The sequence below is a fragment of the Streptococcus sp. STC1396 genome, from assembly GCF_058933875.1.
Window position 1 is genome coordinate 1 of the sequence record NZ_JBZYCU010000026.1, and the last position, 18751, is coordinate 18751.

14 protein-coding genes are annotated in these 18751 nt (G+C 42.5%); 12 read left to right on the forward strand and 2 right to left on the reverse strand.

The features are described 5' to 3' along the window. Positions 1-182: 182 nt before the first annotated feature. Entirely contained in the window at positions 183-1523 is a 1341-nt protein-coding gene (locus AC5FEC_RS08695; protein WP_493661933.1) for an MATE family efflux transporter, read from the forward strand. Between the two features lie 8 nt (positions 1524-1531). Here AC5FEC_RS08695 and AC5FEC_RS08700 read toward each other — a convergent pair whose 3' ends face one another. After that, positions 1532-1744 carry a 4-oxalocrotonate tautomerase gene (locus tag AC5FEC_RS08700; protein ID WP_304948650.1) on the reverse strand — a complete coding sequence of 71 codons (213 nt, stop codon included), beginning with the start codon at positions 1742-1744 and terminating at the stop codon, positions 1532-1534. A gap of 153 nt (positions 1745-1897) precedes the next feature. On the opposite strand from AC5FEC_RS08700, the gene AC5FEC_RS08705 reads away from it, so the two are divergent. The 9 genes from AC5FEC_RS08705 (at position 1898) to AC5FEC_RS08745 (ending at position 15675) form a co-directional block, all read left to right on the forward strand. Continuing rightward, the gene (locus AC5FEC_RS08705; RefSeq protein WP_493661934.1) at positions 1898-2470 is read left to right on the forward strand and encodes a thymidine kinase; all 573 of its coding nucleotides are present in this window, start codon (positions 1898-1900) and stop codon (positions 2468-2470) included. Between the two features lie 36 nt (positions 2471-2506). Beyond that, positions 2507-3586 carry a peptide chain release factor 1 gene (gene prfA / locus AC5FEC_RS08710; protein WP_493661935.1) on the forward strand — a complete coding sequence of 360 codons (1080 nt, stop codon included), beginning with the start codon at positions 2507-2509 and terminating at the stop codon, positions 3584-3586. Continuing rightward, positions 3586-4416, forward strand: a complete 831-nt coding sequence (gene prmC, locus AC5FEC_RS08715; protein ID WP_493661936.1) for a peptide chain release factor N(5)-glutamine methyltransferase — start codon at positions 3586-3588, stop codon at positions 4414-4416. The genes prfA and prmC overlap by 1 nt, the downstream gene beginning before the upstream one ends. Beyond that, a complete protein-coding gene (locus AC5FEC_RS08720; RefSeq protein WP_493661937.1) occupies positions 4409-4999 on the forward strand; it encodes an L-threonylcarbamoyladenylate synthase in 591 nt (196 codons plus the stop codon). The genes prmC and AC5FEC_RS08720 overlap by 8 nt, the downstream gene beginning before the upstream one ends. Before the next feature lie 47 nt (positions 5000-5046). Continuing rightward, positions 5047-6309: a serine hydroxymethyltransferase gene (gene glyA, locus AC5FEC_RS08725; protein ID WP_304948614.1), complete on the forward strand. Its 1263-nt coding sequence runs from the start codon at positions 5047-5049 to the stop codon at positions 6307-6309. A gap of 1 nt (position 6310) precedes the next feature. Beyond that, entirely contained in the window at positions 6311-7285 is a 975-nt protein-coding gene (locus tag AC5FEC_RS08730) for a nucleoid-associated protein (protein WP_493661938.1), read from the forward strand. Beyond that, positions 7285-7887: a lysozyme family protein gene (locus AC5FEC_RS08735; protein WP_037618204.1), complete on the forward strand. Its 603-nt coding sequence runs from the start codon at positions 7285-7287 to the stop codon at positions 7885-7887. The genes AC5FEC_RS08730 and AC5FEC_RS08735 overlap by 1 nt, the downstream gene beginning before the upstream one ends. A gap of 234 nt (positions 7888-8121) precedes the next feature. Continuing rightward, positions 8122-14097: a Cna B-type domain-containing protein gene (locus AC5FEC_RS08740; protein ID WP_493661939.1), complete on the forward strand. Its 5976-nt coding sequence runs from the start codon at positions 8122-8124 to the stop codon at positions 14095-14097. Positions 14098-14694: 597 nt separating this feature from the next. Beyond that, positions 14695-15675, forward strand: coding sequence for a DUF1002 domain-containing protein (locus AC5FEC_RS08745; protein WP_234550258.1), 981 nt, complete (start codon positions 14695-14697; stop codon positions 15673-15675). A gap of 83 nt (positions 15676-15758) precedes the next feature. Here the strand turns inward: AC5FEC_RS08745 and guaA are convergent, their stop codons facing one another. Continuing rightward, complete coding sequence (gene guaA / locus AC5FEC_RS08750) at positions 15759-17318, reverse strand: glutamine-hydrolyzing GMP synthase (protein ID WP_493661940.1); 1560 nt, start codon at positions 17316-17318, stop codon at positions 15759-15761. A 251-nt stretch (positions 17319-17569) separates the two neighbouring features. On the opposite strand from guaA, the gene AC5FEC_RS08755 reads away from it, so the two are divergent. Then, entirely contained in the window at positions 17570-18268 is a 699-nt protein-coding gene (locus AC5FEC_RS08755; protein ID WP_234550259.1) for a GntR family transcriptional regulator, read from the forward strand. 118 nt (positions 18269-18386) lie between these two features. Further along, positions 18387-18719 carry a putative DNA-binding protein gene (locus AC5FEC_RS08760; protein WP_005590307.1) on the forward strand — a complete coding sequence of 111 codons (333 nt, stop codon included), beginning with the start codon at positions 18387-18389 and terminating at the stop codon, positions 18717-18719. The last annotated feature ends 32 nt before the right edge of the window (positions 18720-18751 follow it).

An 18751-nucleotide genomic window follows, 5' to 3' on the forward strand; every position in this document is an offset into this window, starting at 1 on the left:
ATTCAAGAAATTATCAACCACAAAGCCCTCACTTATATTATACTTCTAAATGAGGGCTGTTTTCTTTATTTTCGTGTTTCTGTGGGTGACGGCTATGTCGTCATGGCTGTCTGTCCCAGCCTCTTTTGACTATTCAGCCAGCTTGTAGTATAGTTAAAGTAGATAATAAAAGGGGAATTATCATGTATCAGACTTATCATTTAAAGCAGCGGCTGCGCTTGTTTGTCTCAATTTTTGTTCCTATCCTGATTTATCAGCTGGCAAATTTTTCAGCATCTTTTGTCGATACCACCATGACTGGGCAGTATAATACGTTGCATTTGGCTGGAGTGTCCATGGCAACCAGTCTTTGGATCCCATTTTTCGACTTGCTGACGGGAATTGTGTCTGCCTTAGTGCCAATAATCGGACATCATTTGGGACAGGGAAAAGAAGGGAAAATTGCCTCGGATTTTTATCAGTTTATCTATCTTTCTTTGGGGCTGTCACTTGTTTTATTTACTTTAGTATTTCTAGGGGCTCCTCTGGTTTTGGCTCGCCTTGGATTAGAGCCTTTGGTAGAAGGAGTAGCCAAGCATTACCTTTGGTATCTGGGACTAGGTATCATCCCACTTTTGCTCTTTAGCGTTATTCGCTCGCTTTTTGATGCTTTGGGGCTGACAAAGCTTTCTATGTATCTCATGCTCTTACTTTTGCCCTTAAATGGTATCTTTAATTATGTCTTGATTTACGGAGCTTTTGGCTTTCCAGAAATGGGCGGAGCTGGATCCGGACTGGGAACTTCTTTGTCCTACTGGGCCTTATTGTTCATTTCCTTGCTCTTAGCAGTCAAACATCCCAAAGTCCGATCGTATGAGCTCTGGAAAACTCGTCCCTTGAACAAAGCAGGATTAGCTGAAGGTTTTCGCTTAGGTCTGCCAATAGGGGGAACAGTCTTTGCAGAAGTTGTGATTTTCTCAGTTGTTGGCTTGATCATGGCAAAATTCTCCTCTTTGATCATTGCCAGCCATCAGGCGGCCATGAATTTTTCAAACTTAATGTATGCCTTTCCTATGAGTATCTCCACCGCTATGGCGGTTATTGTTTCTTATGAGCTAGGCGCTAAGAGGTATGAGGATGTGAAAAAATACTGTAAATTAGGCCGAGTTGCAGCCTTGATTTTTGCTGTTTTTACGCTGAGCTTCCTCTATATTTTCCGAGGTAGAGTTGCAGCCTTGTATGGCTCTAATCCAGATTTTATCCGACTGACTTCTATTTTTATGACCTACAGCCTCTTTTTCCAGTTAGCAGATACTTTTGCGGCTCCTTTGCAGGGCATTCTACGGGGGTACAAGGATACTCAAGTGCCATTTTACTTGGGCTTAGTTGCTTACTGGGGCGTCTCACTGCCTCTGGGGCTCTTCTTAGATCATTTTACCAGCTTAGGCCCCTATGGGTATTGGATTGGTCTAATTGCCAGTTTGGTTACAAGTGGCATTCTCTTTCAGTGGCGACTTCATAAAATCCAAAAGAAAAGCAGTTAGGAATTTTCCTAGCTGCCTCTTTTTTTTGTTCGCATTTCTCCTTGCGGGAAGTAGGTGCCTTCTGGCATGTCGTTAATGATGACATGGACAGCAGACTGTGGAGCGCCGGTATTTCTAACAACAGCGTCAGTCACTTCCTTGGCTAAAGCCTTCTTTTGTTCCAAGGTACGACCTTCAAATAAATCAATTCTGACAAATGGCATATTTTCTGCCTCCTTTATTTCGTTAATATTATTTTATCACAAATGAGGTTTGAAAGAGTGGTGAATTGTGGTAAAATAATAGGAAGTATGGTCAGTCTTCTCAACAAAATTTTTTACAGAGTTGGAAGTCCTATAAAAGACAATACTTAGAGAGAAAATGTAGAAATAAAAATGGCTCAATTATATTATAAATACGGCACAATGAATTCGGGCAAGACCATTGAAATTTTGAAAGTAGCCCACAATTATGAGGAACAAGGTAAGAGTGTGGTTATCATGACCTCGGCCCTTGACACGCGCGACGGATTTGGCGTCGTTTCCAGTCGCATTGGTATGAAGCGTGATGCGATAGCAATCGAGGATCAGACGGATATTTTTGGCTATATTCAGCGGTTGCCTGAAAAGCCTTACTGCGTTTTGATTGATGAGGCTCAGTTCTTGAGACGCCATCATGTCTATGATTTGGCAAGAGTGGTGGATGAGCTGGATGTTCCGGTCATGGCTTTTGGTCTGAAAAATGACTTTCGCAACGAGCTCTTTGAAGGCTCCAAGCACCTCTTGCTCTTGGCTGATAAAATAGAAGAAATCAAGACTATCTGCCAATATTGTTCACGAAAAGCGACTATGGTTTTGCGAACAGACCACGGCAAACCTATTTACGACGGAGAACAGATTCAAATCGGTGGCAATGAAACCTATATCCCGGTTTGCCGCAAGCACTATTTTAACCCCGACATTAAATAATCGAATGACAGAAACAAAGGAGATGATGAAAAATCTATGAACATCTATGAACAGTTACAAGCGGTGGAAGATCGCTACGAAGAGCTTGGCGAACTATTAAGTGACCCAGATGTGGTCAGCGATACCAAGCGCTTTATGGAGCTTTCTAAGGAAGAAGCCAGCACTCGCGATACAGTGACGGCTTATCGAGAGTATAAGAAAGTCCTGCAAAACATCACAGACGCTGAAGAAATGATTAAAGACGCCTCTGGTGATGCTGACTTGGAAGAGATGGCCAAGCAGGAGCTTAAAGATGCCAAGGCTGAAAAAGAAGAATACGAGGAAAAACTAAAAATCCTCCTTTTACCTAAAGATCCAAACGATGATAAAAACATCATTTTGGAAATCCGCGGTGCTGCAGGTGGTGATGAGGCGGCTCTCTTTGCAGGCGATTTGCTGACTATGTATCAGAAGTATGCGGAAGCCCAAGGCTGGCGCTTTGAGGTTATGGAGGCCTCCATGAATGGTGTCGGTGGTTTCAAAGAAGTAGTGGCTATGGTTTCGGGTCAGTCGGTCTATTCCAAGCTCAAGTATGAATCTGGCGCTCATCGCGTACAGCGGGTTCCAGTAACCGAAAGCCAAGGCCGTGTCCACACCTCAACAGCGACCGTTTTGGTCATGCCAGAAGTCGAAGAAGTGGAATACGATATTGACCCTAAAGACCTGCGGGTGGATATCTACCACGCATCTGGTGCTGGCGGTCAGAACGTCAATAAGGTTGCAACCGCGGTTCGTATTGTCCATCTGCCAACCAATATCAAGGTTGAGATGCAGGAAGAGCGGACCCAGCAGAAAAACCGTGAGAAGGCTATGAAGATTATCCGTGCGCGTGTTGCTGACCACTTTGCGCAGATTGCCCAAGACGAGCAAGACGCTGAGCGTAAGTCGACTATCGGTACTGGTGACCGCTCTGAACGGATTCGTACCTATAACTTCCCACAAAACCGAGTGACAGACCATCGTATCGGCTTGACCCTGCAAAAGCTGGACACGATTTTGTCAGGTAAGTTGGATGAAGTTGTGGATGCCTTGGTGCTTTATGACCAAACGCAAAAACTAGAAGAGCTGAATAAATAATGACATTAGCTCAATATTTAGCTGAGTTAGAGCAGGAGCTGGTAGCAGCTGGAGAAGAAGCAGAAAGCCTGTCTTTCGTTTATCGGGCTCTCAATGAGCTCTCCTTTACCGACTTTGTTCTCAAACTTCGGGCAGAAGTCAGCCAGGAAGAACGTGAAAAGCTAAAAGCGATTCAAGAGCAGCTGCTTGCTCACATGCCGGCCCAGTATATCATTGGGAGCAGTGACTTTCACGGTTTGACTCTCAAGGTTGATGAGCGGGTGTTGATTCCAAGGCCTGAGACGGAGGAGCTGGTGGAGCTGATCTTGTCGGAAAATCCTGAAAAATCTCTGTCTGTCTTGGATATCGGCACCGGCAGCGGAGCCATTGCTCTTGCACTGGCGAACAGCCGTCCAGACTGGCAGATTACTGCTTCTGACATTTCGAAAGAGGCTCTTGCCTTGGCGGCAGAAAACGCTCAGTCCTGCGGACTTAACCTAGCTTTTCTCCAATCCGATTGCTTTGAAGAAATTAGTGGAAGATTTGACATTATCGTCTCCAACCCGCCCTATATTTCAGAAGCGGATAAGGAAGAAGTCGGCCTCAACGTTCTAGCCTCAGAGCCTCATATGGCCCTCTTCGCAGAGGAGGATGGTTATGCCGTCTATCGGAAAATAGCGGAGCAGGCAGGAGACTATCTCACAGAAAAAGGAAAAATCTATCTGGAAATTGGTTACAAGCAAGGAGATGGTGTCGGGGAGCTATTAAAAAAATCATTCCCGCAAAAACGAATCCGAGTCCTGCAGGATCAATTTGGCAAGGATAGAATGGTGGCGATGGACAATGGATAAGATAGAAAAGACTCTGGCAGCAGGCGGAGCGGTTGTCCTGCCGACGGAAACAGTTTATGGACTTTTTGCCCAGGCCTTGAACGAAGAGGCGGTTCAGCAAGTTTACGAATTAAAACGAAGACCTCGTGACAAGGCTCTTAATCTCAACGTGGCTAGCTTGGAAGAGATTTATTCCTTTTCCAAGAACCAGCCCAGTTATCTGGAGCAACTCTATCAAGCCTTTCTACCTGGACCGCTGACTATCATTCTCCAAGCCAATGACCGAGTGCCTGCTTGGATAAACTCAGGTATGAAGACCATTGGTTTTCGAGTTCCCAAGCATTCAATTACATTGGATTTAATTCGAAAATACGGTCCTTTAATCGGGCCATCCGCCAATCTTTCTGGAAAAGCCAGTGGAACTGATTTCCAGCAGATTATGCTGGATTTTCAAGGGCAAGTATCGGGACTAGAAGATGATGCTTCCTTGACAGGTCAGGATTCAACCATTCTGGACTTGTCTGGAGAAAAGGCACTTATTTTGCGCCAAGGAGCCATTACTCGCGAGGATATTCTTGCCCAAGTAAGTGATATAACATTTTAACTTTTAGGGGCCTAGCGCCCTATTTTCTCAAAAGAAGGAGACACCTTATGATTTTTGACCAAGAAGACTACAAAGCATTTGACCCAGAGATTTGGGAAGCAGTTGCCAAAGAAGAAGAACGTCAGCAGCATAATATTGAGCTGATTGCTTCAGAAAACGTTGTTTCTAAAGCTGTCATGGCTGCTCAAGGTTCTATTTTGACCAATAAGTACGCTGAAGGCTACCCAGGTCGCCGTTACTATGGTGGGACAGATGTAGTGGATGTGATTGAGAGTCTGGCAATTGAACGCGCCAAGGAAATTTTTGGTGCCAAGTTTGCGAATGTGCAACCTCACTCAGGCAGCCAAGCAAATTGTGCTGCTTATATGGCTTTGATTGAGTCAGGTGATACTGTTATGGGTATGGATTTGTCTGCCGGCGGCCACTTGACTCATGGTGCGTCAGTCAGCTTCTCTGGCCAAACCTATAATTTTGTACCTTATAGCGTTGATCCAGAAACAGAATTGCTGGACTTTGATGCCATCCTCAAACAAGCCAAGGAAGTGCAGCCTAAGCTGATTGTGGCAGGTGCTTCAGCCTATTCTCATATCATCGACTTTTCAAAATTCCGTGAAATCGCGGACGCAGTCGGTGCCAAGCTTATGGTCGATATGGCTCACATCGCTGGCTTGGTCGCTGCTGGTCTCCATCCGAGCCCTGTGCCTTATGCGGACATCACAACCACGACGACCCACAAGACTTTACGCGGACCTCGTGGCGGCTTGATTTTGACAAATGATGAAGACCTAGCTAAGAAAATCAACTCAGCTATCTTCCCAGGCATTCAGGGTGGACCATTGGAACACGTCATTGCAGCCAAAGCAGTTGCCTTTAAAGAAGTGCTAGATCCAGCTTTCAAGGTTTATGCCCAGCAGATTTTGGACAATGCCCAAGCCATGGTGCAAGTCTTCCGTCAGCATGATAAGTTCCGTGTGATTTCTGACGGTACTGAAAATCACCTGTTCTTGGTTGATGTCACTAAGGTTGTAGAAAATGGGAAAGTGGCGCAAAATCTCTTAGATGAGGTCAATATCACGCTTAATAAAAACTCCATTCCTTACGAAACCCTGTCACCATTTAAGACTAGCGGAATTCGTATTGGTACAGCAGCTATTGCAGCTCGAGGCTTTGGTGTAACAGAAAGTATCAAGGTGGCTGAACTCATTATCAAGGCTCTGGAAAATGCTGAAAACGAAGCGGTACTGAATCAGGTGCGGGCGGAAGTTCGCGAACTGACAGATGCTTTTCCGCTCTATGAGGGTCTGAACTAAGATGGATATTTACGTAAAAAAAGCGATTATTCATCAATTCAGCCCAGCTGACACGGACTTGCTGTTGGCGGATAAGTTTCTCAACATCACTCCCAAGATTGAAGAATACCTGCGTAAGAAAATCGAGCGAGTCTATTCTGATGAGGCTAAAACAGGTATTTTCGATCCCGAAAACGTCTTTTTAGCCCAACTTTCAGACGACTTACTGGAAACATCCGTGACGGTGGCCAAGCTTTGGCAGGAGGAGTTTTCTGTCAGTGAGAACCAGAAAACCAATGATTTGATTTTCGTCCAGTTTGACAAAGAAGGCGTGGAGCACTTTGCTTTTCTGCGGATTGCTCTGCGGGAAACTCTGACCCACTTAGGTGGTGAGGTGGACAATCCTATCAAACTGACTCAGAACAATCTGCCTGGCTTTGGTACGGGTGCGGACGAGGCTTTGGTCATCAATCTCCAGTCTCGCAAGTACCATCTGATTGAAAAGCGCATCAAGTACAATGGTGCCTTTCTCAACTATTTTTCGGACAATCTCTTGCAGGTCAGTCCCAAGATTTCACCAAAAAAATCCATCAAAACTCTGGAAAAAACAGCTCAAAAAATTGCTGAAAGTTTTAATACAGACGACTTCCAGTTTCAGTCCAAGGTCAAATCCAGTATTTTCAAAAATCTGGAAGAAAATGATGAATTGTCACCTGAAAAGTTGGCGGACGAGCTGTTTGACAGTAATCTGACTGCCCGACTTACCTTTATCGACCAGGTCAAGGAAACTGTACCAGAGCCAATCAAGTTTGACGAGATTGACAGCAGTCGCCAGAAAAAGAAGTTCGAAAATCAAAAATTGTCTCTCTCTAATGGAATAGAACTGATCGTTCCCAATAATGTCTATCAGGATGCTGAATCCGTGGAATTTATCCTGAATGATAACGGAACTTATTCTATTCTTATCAAAAATATCGAGGATATTCAAAGTAAATAATGTTTAAATTTATCAGAAGGCTGATTTTGCTCATCGTTCTGGCTGCCATTGCGCTTAAAGGCTATCAAGTCCATCGTGATGTCAAGCAGGTTATGACTTACCAAAGTTTAGTCAGAGAAGTACTGGACGAGCAAGATACGGCTGCCAATGAAGAGCTGGTTCTTGCTATGATTTACACAGAAACCAAGGGAAGAAACACTGACCTCATGCAGTCTAGTGAGAGCGCAACAGGCGAAATCAATTCGATTACAGACAATAAAGAAAGCGTCCGTCAAGGGATTCAGACTTTATCAAATAATCTGGAGCTAGCTAGTGAGAAAAAAGTTGATGTCTGGACGGCGGTTCAGGCCTACAATTTTGGTCAGGCTTATATTGACTATGTAGCCACTAATGGCGGTGAAAATACCCTTGAATTAGCTAAAAAATATTCAAAAGAAGTGGTAGCGCCAAGCTTGGGAAATGTAACCGGTAAGACCTACAGTTATTATAACCTGATTTCCATATTTAACGGCCCTGAACTCTATATCAACGGCGGCAATTATTATTATTCCCGTCAGGTTAAAATGAATATGTATATTATTCGCCTTTTAAATTGGTTTTAAAAAGAAAAGTTAGAATGTTCATTTGATATTCCAACTTTTCTTTTTTGTGTATCGTGAAATATTTTATTTGCCTCCTCTCAACTAAGAATGAGTCAAAAGTTGACATTTTGTCAAAAAAAACAACTTTAAAAAATCTGTTTTTTTTGATTGGTTTGAGGTATAATATAAGACGAACATAATATCAATAGTTATGCTCTAAGCTTATAAAAAAATTAGAAGAAGGAGAAATTTATTATGAAGACAAAGAGGTGGATAGGCTTCTTTTTATCTTTACTAACGATTTTTACTGTTTTAGGATTTTGGAATGTCCAGCGGGTTTCTGCTGCTGATGTTACCGATAAGGCTAAATTCGAGAATTTGAAAGTCACAGTTGCTGAAACTGGGAGTGACTCACACATTATTATCGGTCCAAGCACAAAAACTGTTGAACTAAAATACTCGGGCGACTTCTCATTTCCTGGTGTACAGGCGGATGAGATTAAGCCGGGGGATTACTTTATAGTAAAAGCTCCAACTAATTTGGATTTACAAGATCAGACTCTAGATCTCATCGATAAAAATTCAAATACAAAGATGGGGACTGTACAGGTAGATAGCAAGAACCATCAACTGCTTTTCACTTTCAATGACAAGGTCAAGGATAAGCAAAATATCCGTGGGAGCTTTGTTGCGACTGCACAGCAAACAGTTGAAGGAGTAACTAAGAAGGTCACCTACACTTTGCCAGGAGGCGTGACGAAAGAAATCGAATTTGAGGTGAAAAAGTATCCTAAGCTCCCCCATGAAGGCGAACTGGTTTTTAAAAGTGGTATCAATGATCCGAAATTACCTAGAATTACATGGCATGTGCGGATTAACCGTTCTAAGACGGATATGGAGAACCACACTATTAAAATTACAGATAATATCGGCTTAGGAGCCCTTGCGTCTTATATTGAAAGTTCCTTTGAACTATCTGAAGTAGAGTACGAGACGACAGATAAGAACTATGCTGCTTTAAAGCATAGAATTAAAGTGTATAAATTGACAATGGATCCTGAGGAGTATAAAAAGGATCCAGACAACACGGGCTTGCTGACTTTTACAAATGGTAAACGTGGATTTGAATTGCTCATGCCGACCAATATGGGTACCAAGAGTTTTTACCTAAGATATCTCACCACATCGCCGGCAGATACCTCAGAGGTGAAAAACTCCGCTCAATACTTGTTAGATAACGAACCTCAATTAATTTGGAAAAAACGGGAAAACACAATCGAAACAAGAACCGAGCACTCTTCAACTCTTAAAACGGTTAAGTCTGTAGGTGCTACTGTTACTGCTGATATCGCTGGAAAGATCAAAATCACAAAATTCGATGAAGCTGATGCAGATGTTAAGTTAGAAGGTGTTGAATTTGATATCATTGATAAAGCTACTAATAAAGTAGTTCAAACAGTGCCAACAGATAAAGACGGGATTGCTCTTTCAAAGGCTCTCAGTGATGGTAAGTATATCGTCAAAGAAAAGACTCCGAAACCAGGCTATCAGGTAAATAGTCAAGAGTTTGAAGTGGAGATGAAAGATGGAAAAGGTGTTCCCCTCAATATCTCTAACAAACGTGTGACAGTTGACTTTGAAGCAACCAAGACTTGGGTAAACGGAAAAGCAACTGACTACAAACAAGTAAAACTCGGCTTGTATGTTCGCAAAAAAGGGGAGTCTATCGATAAGGCCCAACGTGTTACAGGGAACTATACTCCTAAAGTAACAGAGTCGAACGGCGTCTACACTTACAAATGGGAGAAACAACTACCTAAGTATGATGTAGATGGAAAGACAGAGTTGGTTTACTCTGTTCGCGAACTTCAAGACCAGACAAACCTTCCTTTGAAAGAAGGAGAGAAGGTTGCAGTTGGCGATAACAACTACATCATATCTTACAATGCAGACAAGACTCAAGTTACCAATACTTATGAAGTTCCAAAGATAAACGTGACGGCTAAGAAAGTCTGGGTTGGCGGTCAGGAACGTGTTCGTCCAACATTTTACTTCAAACTGTATCGTACTCTAGAAGGTGGAGTTGAAGAAGAAGTAGCTGGTGTTAATTCAAAACCTGTTCCTACTACTTCAAATGATGTTACTGTAAGCTTTGAAAACCTTCCTGCGACTGATGAGAACGGTGTGAAGTACACTTATAGTGTGAAAGAAGTCGATGAAGAAGGCAATCTCATCGTAGATACGATAGACGGCTATACTCCAGAACAAACAGCTGCTCTGACTGTTACGAATACGTATAGCACTTCCCCAACTACAGCTGACATTAAAGTCAAAAAAGACTTGATTGGCGGTCGTCCAACACCTCTTCAAGCGAATGAATTTGAATTTATCTTGAAAGATAAAAATGGACAAGAGGTTCAAAGAGCTAAGAACGATGGTGATGGTAATGTAACCTTTAAGGACCTTCCGTTTACACAAGAAGGACATTACCAGTACACGATTGTGGAAGCAAATGCTGGTCAAACCATCGATGGGGTGACCCATGATGCGAGAACAGTTCGTGTCATCGTACACGTCTATGATAATGGAAGAGGTCAGCTGGTTGCCTGGGTTGAGAATTTTGCCATTTCAGCTTTAACAGCTCCTATTGCTAATTTCTCATCTGTAGCTGCTGGTTCAAATCTCGTACCTCCAATCTCTGGGGCTATTGATGCCATTACAGATGACGGAATTCAGACATTCACAAATACCTATAAAGCTACCAAAGTCAAAGTGCCGGTTGCTGCAAGGAAAACGTTTATCAATAAGAATACAGATCAACCGATTCAGCTTAAAGGCGGTGAATTCGAATTCGCCTTGTTGGATGGAGAGGGGGATCAAGTCGCAACCACGACAAATGATGCAGACGGGAACATTCAGTTTGGTGAATTGGAATTTAACAAACCAGGTGAATTCACTTATACCATCATTGAAAGGTATGCGGGTACAACTGATAAAGGGATCACTTATTCTAACAAGACTGTCGAAGTGACAATTAAAGTTATTGATAACGGTAAGGGAGCTCTTGAAGCAAGCGTTTCTTACGACAATAACAACAGCACTTTCGAAAACACCTATAAGGCTGAAAACGCTAAAGCAAGTCTCGAAGTAACGAAGAAGCTGACCGGTCGAAATCTCGAAGCCGATATGTTTGAATTTGCTTTGACAGACCAAGTCGGTAACGTTGAAACAGCGAAGAATGGTGCAGACGGAAAAGTTAAGTTTAAAGAATTGTCATTTGATGAAGAAGGCACTTACACTTACACCATCAAGGAAGTGAAAGCTGGAACAACTGAAAATGGGATTACCTACGATGCGAAGACAGTGACAGCTAAAGTAACTGTAACAGATGATAAAGAAGGCAAACTGCATGCAGCTGTTGAGTACAGCAGTGATGCCAGCGATGGCAGCACAACCTTCACCAATGTTTACACACCAGACAAAACCCAGGTTTCTGTGAAAAAAGTTTGGAATGATGGGAACAACCAAGACGGCAAACGTCCAGATTCTATCACCGTTAAACTCCTTGCCGATGGTCAAGACACAGGTAAGACCCTTGAACTCAATAAAGAAAATAATTGGTCAGGAAACTTCACAGATCTGGATGCAGATAAAGGTGGCACGCCAATCGGCTATACAATCGAAGAAGTCGCAGTCGCAGAATACAAGTCTAAGGTGACAGGAGATGCCACAACTGGCTTCACGATTACAAATCGCTACAATCCAGCAGAAACAAATGTTTCTGTAACTAAAGTTTGGGAAGATGGGAACAACCAAGATGGTCTCCGTCCGACCAAGATTATAGTGAATCTGCTAGCAGATGGCGTTAAGGTTGACTCAAAAGAAATCCAAGCTGCTCAAGATGGTTCTTGGACTGCTGCATTTACAGGTCTTGCGAAATATAAAAATGGTCAAGAGATCCAGTATACTGTGACAGAAGAAGCAGTTGATGGTTATATTCCAGAAATTACTGCAGATACAGCGACAAGTTTTACGATTAAAAATACCCACGACCTAGCTACAGTCTCCGTTGAAGGAACGAAGACATGGGATGATGGCAACAACCAAGACGGCAAACGTCCAGATAAGATCAAAGTTCTCTTGCACAAGACGGTTGATGGTGTGACCACTAAGGTTGCGGAACAAGAAGTGACAGCAGCTGACTGGAGCTACAAGTTCACCGACCTGCCGAAATACGAAGGTGGTAAGGAAATCACTTACTCCATCGATGAAGAAGCTGTTGAAGGCTACAAAAAAGACATCGACGGTTATAACCTGAAGAATAGCTACAAACCAGCCAAAACAGAGGTTTCTGTGCGCAAGGTTTGGAACGATAGCAACAATCAAGATGGCAAACGTCCATCTTCTATCACCGTTAAACTCCTCGCAGATGGCAAGGATACTGGGAAAACACTCGAGTTGTCAGAAGCGACTGGCTGGGCTGGCAGCTTTACGGAACTTGATGCTCAAAAAGGCGGCAAGGTGATTGATTACAAGGTTGTAGAAGCCACTTCAATCACCGGTTACACAACTGAAGTAACTGGAGATGCAGCCACTGGCTTTACGATTACCAATAGCTATAGCCCAGAAACAGTTGATATCAAAGCCACTAAAAACTGGGATGATGCGAATAACCAAGACGGGAAGCGTCCAACGAAGATTACGATTAATCTCTTAGCCGATGGTGAAAAGGTTGATTCTAAAGATGTTCAAGCTGCAACAGATGGCACTTGGACAGCAGAATTCAAGGGCAAGGCCAAGTACAAGAATGGGAAAGAAATCAAGTATACGGTGACGGAAGAAACCGTTGCAGAGTATGAAACAACCATTAACGATTTCAATATCATTAATAAGTACCTGCCAAAAGCTATTGAATACAAGGTAACCAAGGTTTGGAAGGATGCCAACAACCAAGATGGCAAACGCCCAGACTCTGTCACAGTACAACTTTACAAATCAGTGAATGGTTCAGAACCAACAGCAGTTGCAGGTCAGACCTTAACCTTAACGGCTGCAGGTGCCACCGATGCGAATACATGGGTTGCTTCCTTCACAAACTTGCCGCAATTTGAAAATGGACAAGAAATTGTTTACTCTGTGAAAGAAGTCAATGTGCCAGAAGGTTATGAAGCTTCTGTCTCTGGTCAAGTCGTAACCAATAGCCATGATCCAGAAACAATTGTCATTTCAGGAACCAAGGTTTGGGATGATAACGAGAACCAAGATGGCAAACGGACCACTTCTGTGAAAATTCAAGTTCTGCACGACGGTCAGGTCGTAGATGAAATGGAAGTTTCAGCAGCGACTGGCTGGGCCTTTGAATCAAAAGCCTTGCCTAAGTACAAGGATGGGAAGGAAATTGCTTATGAAGTCAAGGAAGTAGCAGTTGCATCATATGAAACTGAAATTACCAAGACCAAGGATGGCAAATACACTGTTACCAACAAGCTGACTCCAGAGAAGATTGCAGTAAGCGGTCAAAAGACTTGGAATGATGCCAACAACCAAGATGGCAAACGTCCAAACTCCATTACGGTGAAGCTCTTAGCCAATGGCAAAGCGACTGGTAAAACAGCCACAGCGAGCGAAGCGACTGGCTGGAAGTATGAGTTTACAAAACTGGATCGCTATGAAGGTGGTAAAGAGATCACTTACACTGTCGAAGAAGTCGTTGTTCCAGAAGGTTATAAATCAGTACCAAATGGGATGAATGTAACTAACAATTACGAACCGAAAGTGACTCGTGTTGAAGGAACGAAGACGTGGGACGATGCCAACAACCAAGATGGTATTCGTCCAAGCTCTATCCAAGTGAAACTGCTTGCGGATGGTCAGGATACCGGACTGATCGCTACAGCGAGTGAATCGACTGGCTGGAAGTATCATTTTGAAGGCCTGGCCAAAAACCAGAACGGTAAAGAAATTAAATATACAGTCCAAGAAGTGAACGTTCCGAAAGGTTATACATCAACAGTGGATGGTTACAATATTACCAATGTTCACACTCCGGAAGTACCACCAACGACCCCTCCAACAACTCCTCCATCAAAACCGGAAGAGCCACAGACACCAGGAAAACCGAAGAAGAAAAACATCTTACCTTCTACTGGTACCGTTGAGAATTTCTTCCTCTGCCTGTTAGGACTTGGCACACTGGGCGGAGCCCTTTACCTAGGTAAGAAGAAAGCTTAGACCTGATAAGAGTTCACACAAGCAAGCACTCGAAATCAGAACTTAAGCAGCACTAAAAAAATCGAACCACATCAAGGGATTTCTTTCCGCTAGATGTGGTTCGCTTTTTAAATTTTAGAGAGTTCTCTCAATAGATTTTTGTTATAAAATGTTTTTCGGATTTGGTTGACTTTTATATTTTAGAGTAAGACAAGATGAAAATCTGTCTTATCTGCAAAAGCAGGTTAGTATTGTCAATCATATCAATGACTTGGCGAGGTTAGATTGGCCCGCAAATATGACTATAGTATGACCGACCGATTGTCCTACAAGTTTCTTCTAATCGACAATGCGAAATGTTGCTAGAAGGCAGATTAATAGCTCTCTAGCTCTGTATAACCACTTGTATGATAATCGAGAAGTACTAATTGAATTTCTCTGAGACAACTAATCCGTAAGACTTAGCATATTTTTCCTATAAGAAAATTTTAAGAATTTTATATTATTTTATTCTATAGGATGGAAAATGCAGATTTGACTTTCCATTCTAGTTCGACTGATATTACTATATATACTTCTCTAAAAGATGAGTGTTTTAGAGATAGATTGAGGAGTAAAATGAAATTTAAGAAAACATTAGTGGCAGCAGGAGCTTTAGTAGCTGCCCTCTTTACCATTTCAACAGCAACGGCTGACACAAATGTACAAAAGGTGATTGACGAGACCTATGTGCAACCCGAGTACGTTTTGGGCTATTCTTTAGATGAGAGTCAAAGAGAGCAAACGCTTCAGCTCTTAGGCTATAATGCATCTAGTGATTCGAAACCACTGAAAACAATGACCACTGACATCTATTCAAGAATTATGAATGTAGCAAATGATTCTAGCTTACAGCTGTATTCTTCTGTTAAAATCCAGAAATTAGGCAATAAGAAACCATTGCAAGTCAAGATTGTTACGCCGCAAAATATCACCAAGGTTACAGAAGATATGTATCGTAATGCAGCCGTTACACTAGGCGTGCAGCATGCAGAAATTACAGTAGCAGCACCTATCCCTGTAACTGGGGAAAGCGCTCTAGCCGGCATTTACTATTCGCTGGAGGAAAATGGAGCAACCGTTCCTCAGGAAAATAAAGACTTAGCTCAGGAAGAATTAGCCGCACTTTCAAATATCAATGCCGAAAACCAAGGTAAGGACGGTTATGATGCAGATAAGCTAAATGTGGCTCTGGCGGATATTAAAGCAGCCGTTGCCAATGCTAAAAAGAATAACAGCAATCTGACAGAAGATGATGTCCGAAAAATCGTTGAAGAAACGCTGAAAAACTACGGACTCAGCAGCTCAGTTACAGCTGACCAAATCAACCTGATTGTCAACTTCGCGGTCAATCTTTCAAACAGCGGAGTCATCACAAATGCTGATTTCACAAAGACACTCAACGACTTAAAAAATAGTATTGTCTCAAAGGCCGGTGATACCTTCAATAATATCAACCTTAATTTTGATGCGAACGGACTTCTTGAGGATGGCAGTAATTTCTTCAGCAATATCTGGAATGCGATTGTCAATTTCTTTAAAGGATTGCTTGGTCAATAAGCTGGCCTTTAATTTTAATGCAAGAGAATCTAACATATCTAAAAAGTCCAACTGAGATTCCAGTTGGACTTTTTGAACATCTATTATTCCCACTCTACAGTTGCAGGTGGTTTGCTAGTGATATCATAGACAATTCGGTTGACATGGTCTACTTCGTTGACGATACGTACAGAGATCTTTTGCAGAACATCCCAAGGAATCTTGGCAAAGTCAGCTGTCATACCATCGATAGAAGTGATAGCGCGAATCGCAATTGTGTAGTCGTAAGTCCGGCCGTCACCCATGACACCAACAGATCGGACTCCAGTATTAACAGTAAAGTATTGCCAGATGTCGCGGTCAAGACCAGCTTTGGCGATTTCTTCGCGGAGAATAGCATCCGATTCACGGACAGTTTCCAATTTTTCCTCAGTGATTTCTCCCATAACGCGAATAGCAAGTCCTGGTCCTGGGAATGGTTGGCGCCAGACAATGTCATCAGGCATACCAAGCTCTGTACCCAAAGCACGAACCTCGTCCTTATAAAGTGTGTTCAACGGCTCAATCAGCTCAAACTGCATGTCTTCCGGCAGACCACCAACATTGTGGTGAGATTTAATAGTCTGAGCAGTGTCGGTGCCAGATTCGATAACGTCTGTATAGAGAGTCCCTTGAGCCAAGAATTTCACATCTTTCAGTTTGCTGGCTTCGTCGTCAAAGACATAGACAAACTCGTTTCCGATAATTTTACGTTTTTGCTCTGGATCTGAGATACCGGCTAGTTTATCAAGGAAACGTTTAGCTGCGTCTGCCTTCACGATATTCAAACCAAATTTGCCGCCAAGCATATCCATGACCTGATCAGCTTCGCCTTTACGCAAAAGACCATGATCCACAAAGATACAGATTAGTTGATCACCGATTGCTTTCTGCAAGAGAACACCGACGACAGAAGAGTCTACACCACCAGAAAGTCCCAACAGCACCTTCTTGTCACCAACGGTTTGGCGGATTTTGTTGATTTCCATGTCTATGAAATTATCCATAGACCAGTCGCCTTTAGCCCCGCAGATATTGAGAGCAAAGTTGCGCAGAATATCGTAACCATATTCAGAATGACGAACCTCTGGGTGGAACTGGATACCGTAGATTTTCTTGTCAGGATTTTCAATAGCCGCAAAAGGACAGTCAGCAGAAGTCCCCGTACGGACAAAGTCAGCAGGAATTTCTGTTACTGCATCACCATGGCTCATTAGCACGATCTGCTCTTCTGGAGTGCTTTCAAAAAGAGGAGAACTAGTACGCGTTAATTTGGATTGACCATATTCACGATTGCCGGCATCACCTGCGGGTACCACTTTCCCACCCAATTTATGAGTCAAAAGCTGCATACCGTAGCAAATCCCCAAAATTGGAATCCCCAACTCAAAAATCTCTGAATCAATATCAAATGAACCTTCTTCATAAACTGAGTTAGGTCCACCTGAGAGGATAATCCCAACAGGACGGATAGCACGGACTTCATCAGCTGTAATCTTGTGGCTTTTTAGTTCAGAAAATACACCAATTTCACGAATGCGGCGTGAAATCAGCTGGTTGTACTGGCTGCCGTAATCAAGCACGATGATTTTTTCAACATCTTGCAATTCAGTTGTAGTTGTCATCTTTTCCCTTTCTTAAAAGAAGTAATCTTTTCCCCTCATTTTAACACAAAATAGGAATTTTTCCAAGGCGATAAGAAACAAGAGTGGTGAAAAACGATTAAAAGAGACAGAAAAATCTTCTTCGTTCGATAAATCAAATAAAATTCTGGAAAAACTAGCCTTTTAAACACTAATCCTTCATATTTAGTTTGACATTTGAAGTATTTGGTATTAAAATAAAGGAAGGTATCAAATAAGAAAGAAGAATCAATATGTTACCCGCATATATCAAAATTCACGATCAAATTAAAAAAGAAATTGACGAAGGTATTTGGGAGATTGGCGAGCGATTGCCAAGCGAACGCGATCTTGCTGAAACTTTCGAGGTCAGCAGAATGACCCTGCGCCAAGCTATTACGCTTCTGGTGGAGGAAGGGGTGCTAGAGCGTCGTGTCGGTAGTGGTACTTACGTTGCTAGCACACGCGTTCAGGAAAAGATGCGTGGAACGACTAGTTTTACAGAAATCATGAAGTCCCAGGGGAAAACTCCATCCAGCCAGCTGATTTCCTACCGTCGGACGCTGCCTAGTGAGCGAGAAGTCGAAAAGCTGGGCATCCATAAGACAGAGAACATCATCCGCATGGAACGGGTTCGCTACGCTGACGATATCCCCGTTGTCTATGAAGTTGCCTCGATTCCAGAGAAATTTATAAAGAATTTCAAAAAAGAAGAAGTGACTAGTCATTTCTTTCAAACTCTACAAGAGCACGGCTATAAAATTGGCAAGTCCCAACAGACTATTTATGCTCGTTTGGCCAAGGAAAAAATTGCTAAATACCTAGGAATCCCTCGCGGTCATGCTATTTTAGGCTTGACACAAGTTTCTTATTTTGATGATGGAACAGCTTTCGAGTATGTAAAAAGTCAATATGTCGGCGAACGCTTTGAATTCTATTTAGAGAACAATTGATTACGTAATTTAAATTACGTCGCAAAAAACTGCCAGTTGGCAGTTTTTTTATAATTCTCCATTTTCAAACATACCGAAAAAGTGGAGTTTAAAGGGATTATTTGGTATAATATTCTTTATGGAAATTGAAAAAACAAATCGAATGAATGCTCTGTTTGAGTTTTACGCGGCTTTGCTGACTGACAAGCAGATGAACTATATCGAGCTCTACTATGCAGATGATTACAGCCTTGCTGAGATTGCCGAGGAGTTTAACGTGAGCCGCCAAGCTGTCTATGACAATATCAAGCGGACAGAGAAAATTCTGGAAGACTATGAAATGAAGCTGCATATGTATTCTGACTATATCGTCAGAAGTCAGATTTTTGATCAGATTATGGAGAAATACCCTGATGATCCCTATTTGCAGGAGCAGCTTGCAGTTTTGTCCAGCATTGATAATCGAGAATAAAACGGATAGAAACCTGTCCATTTCCATCATTT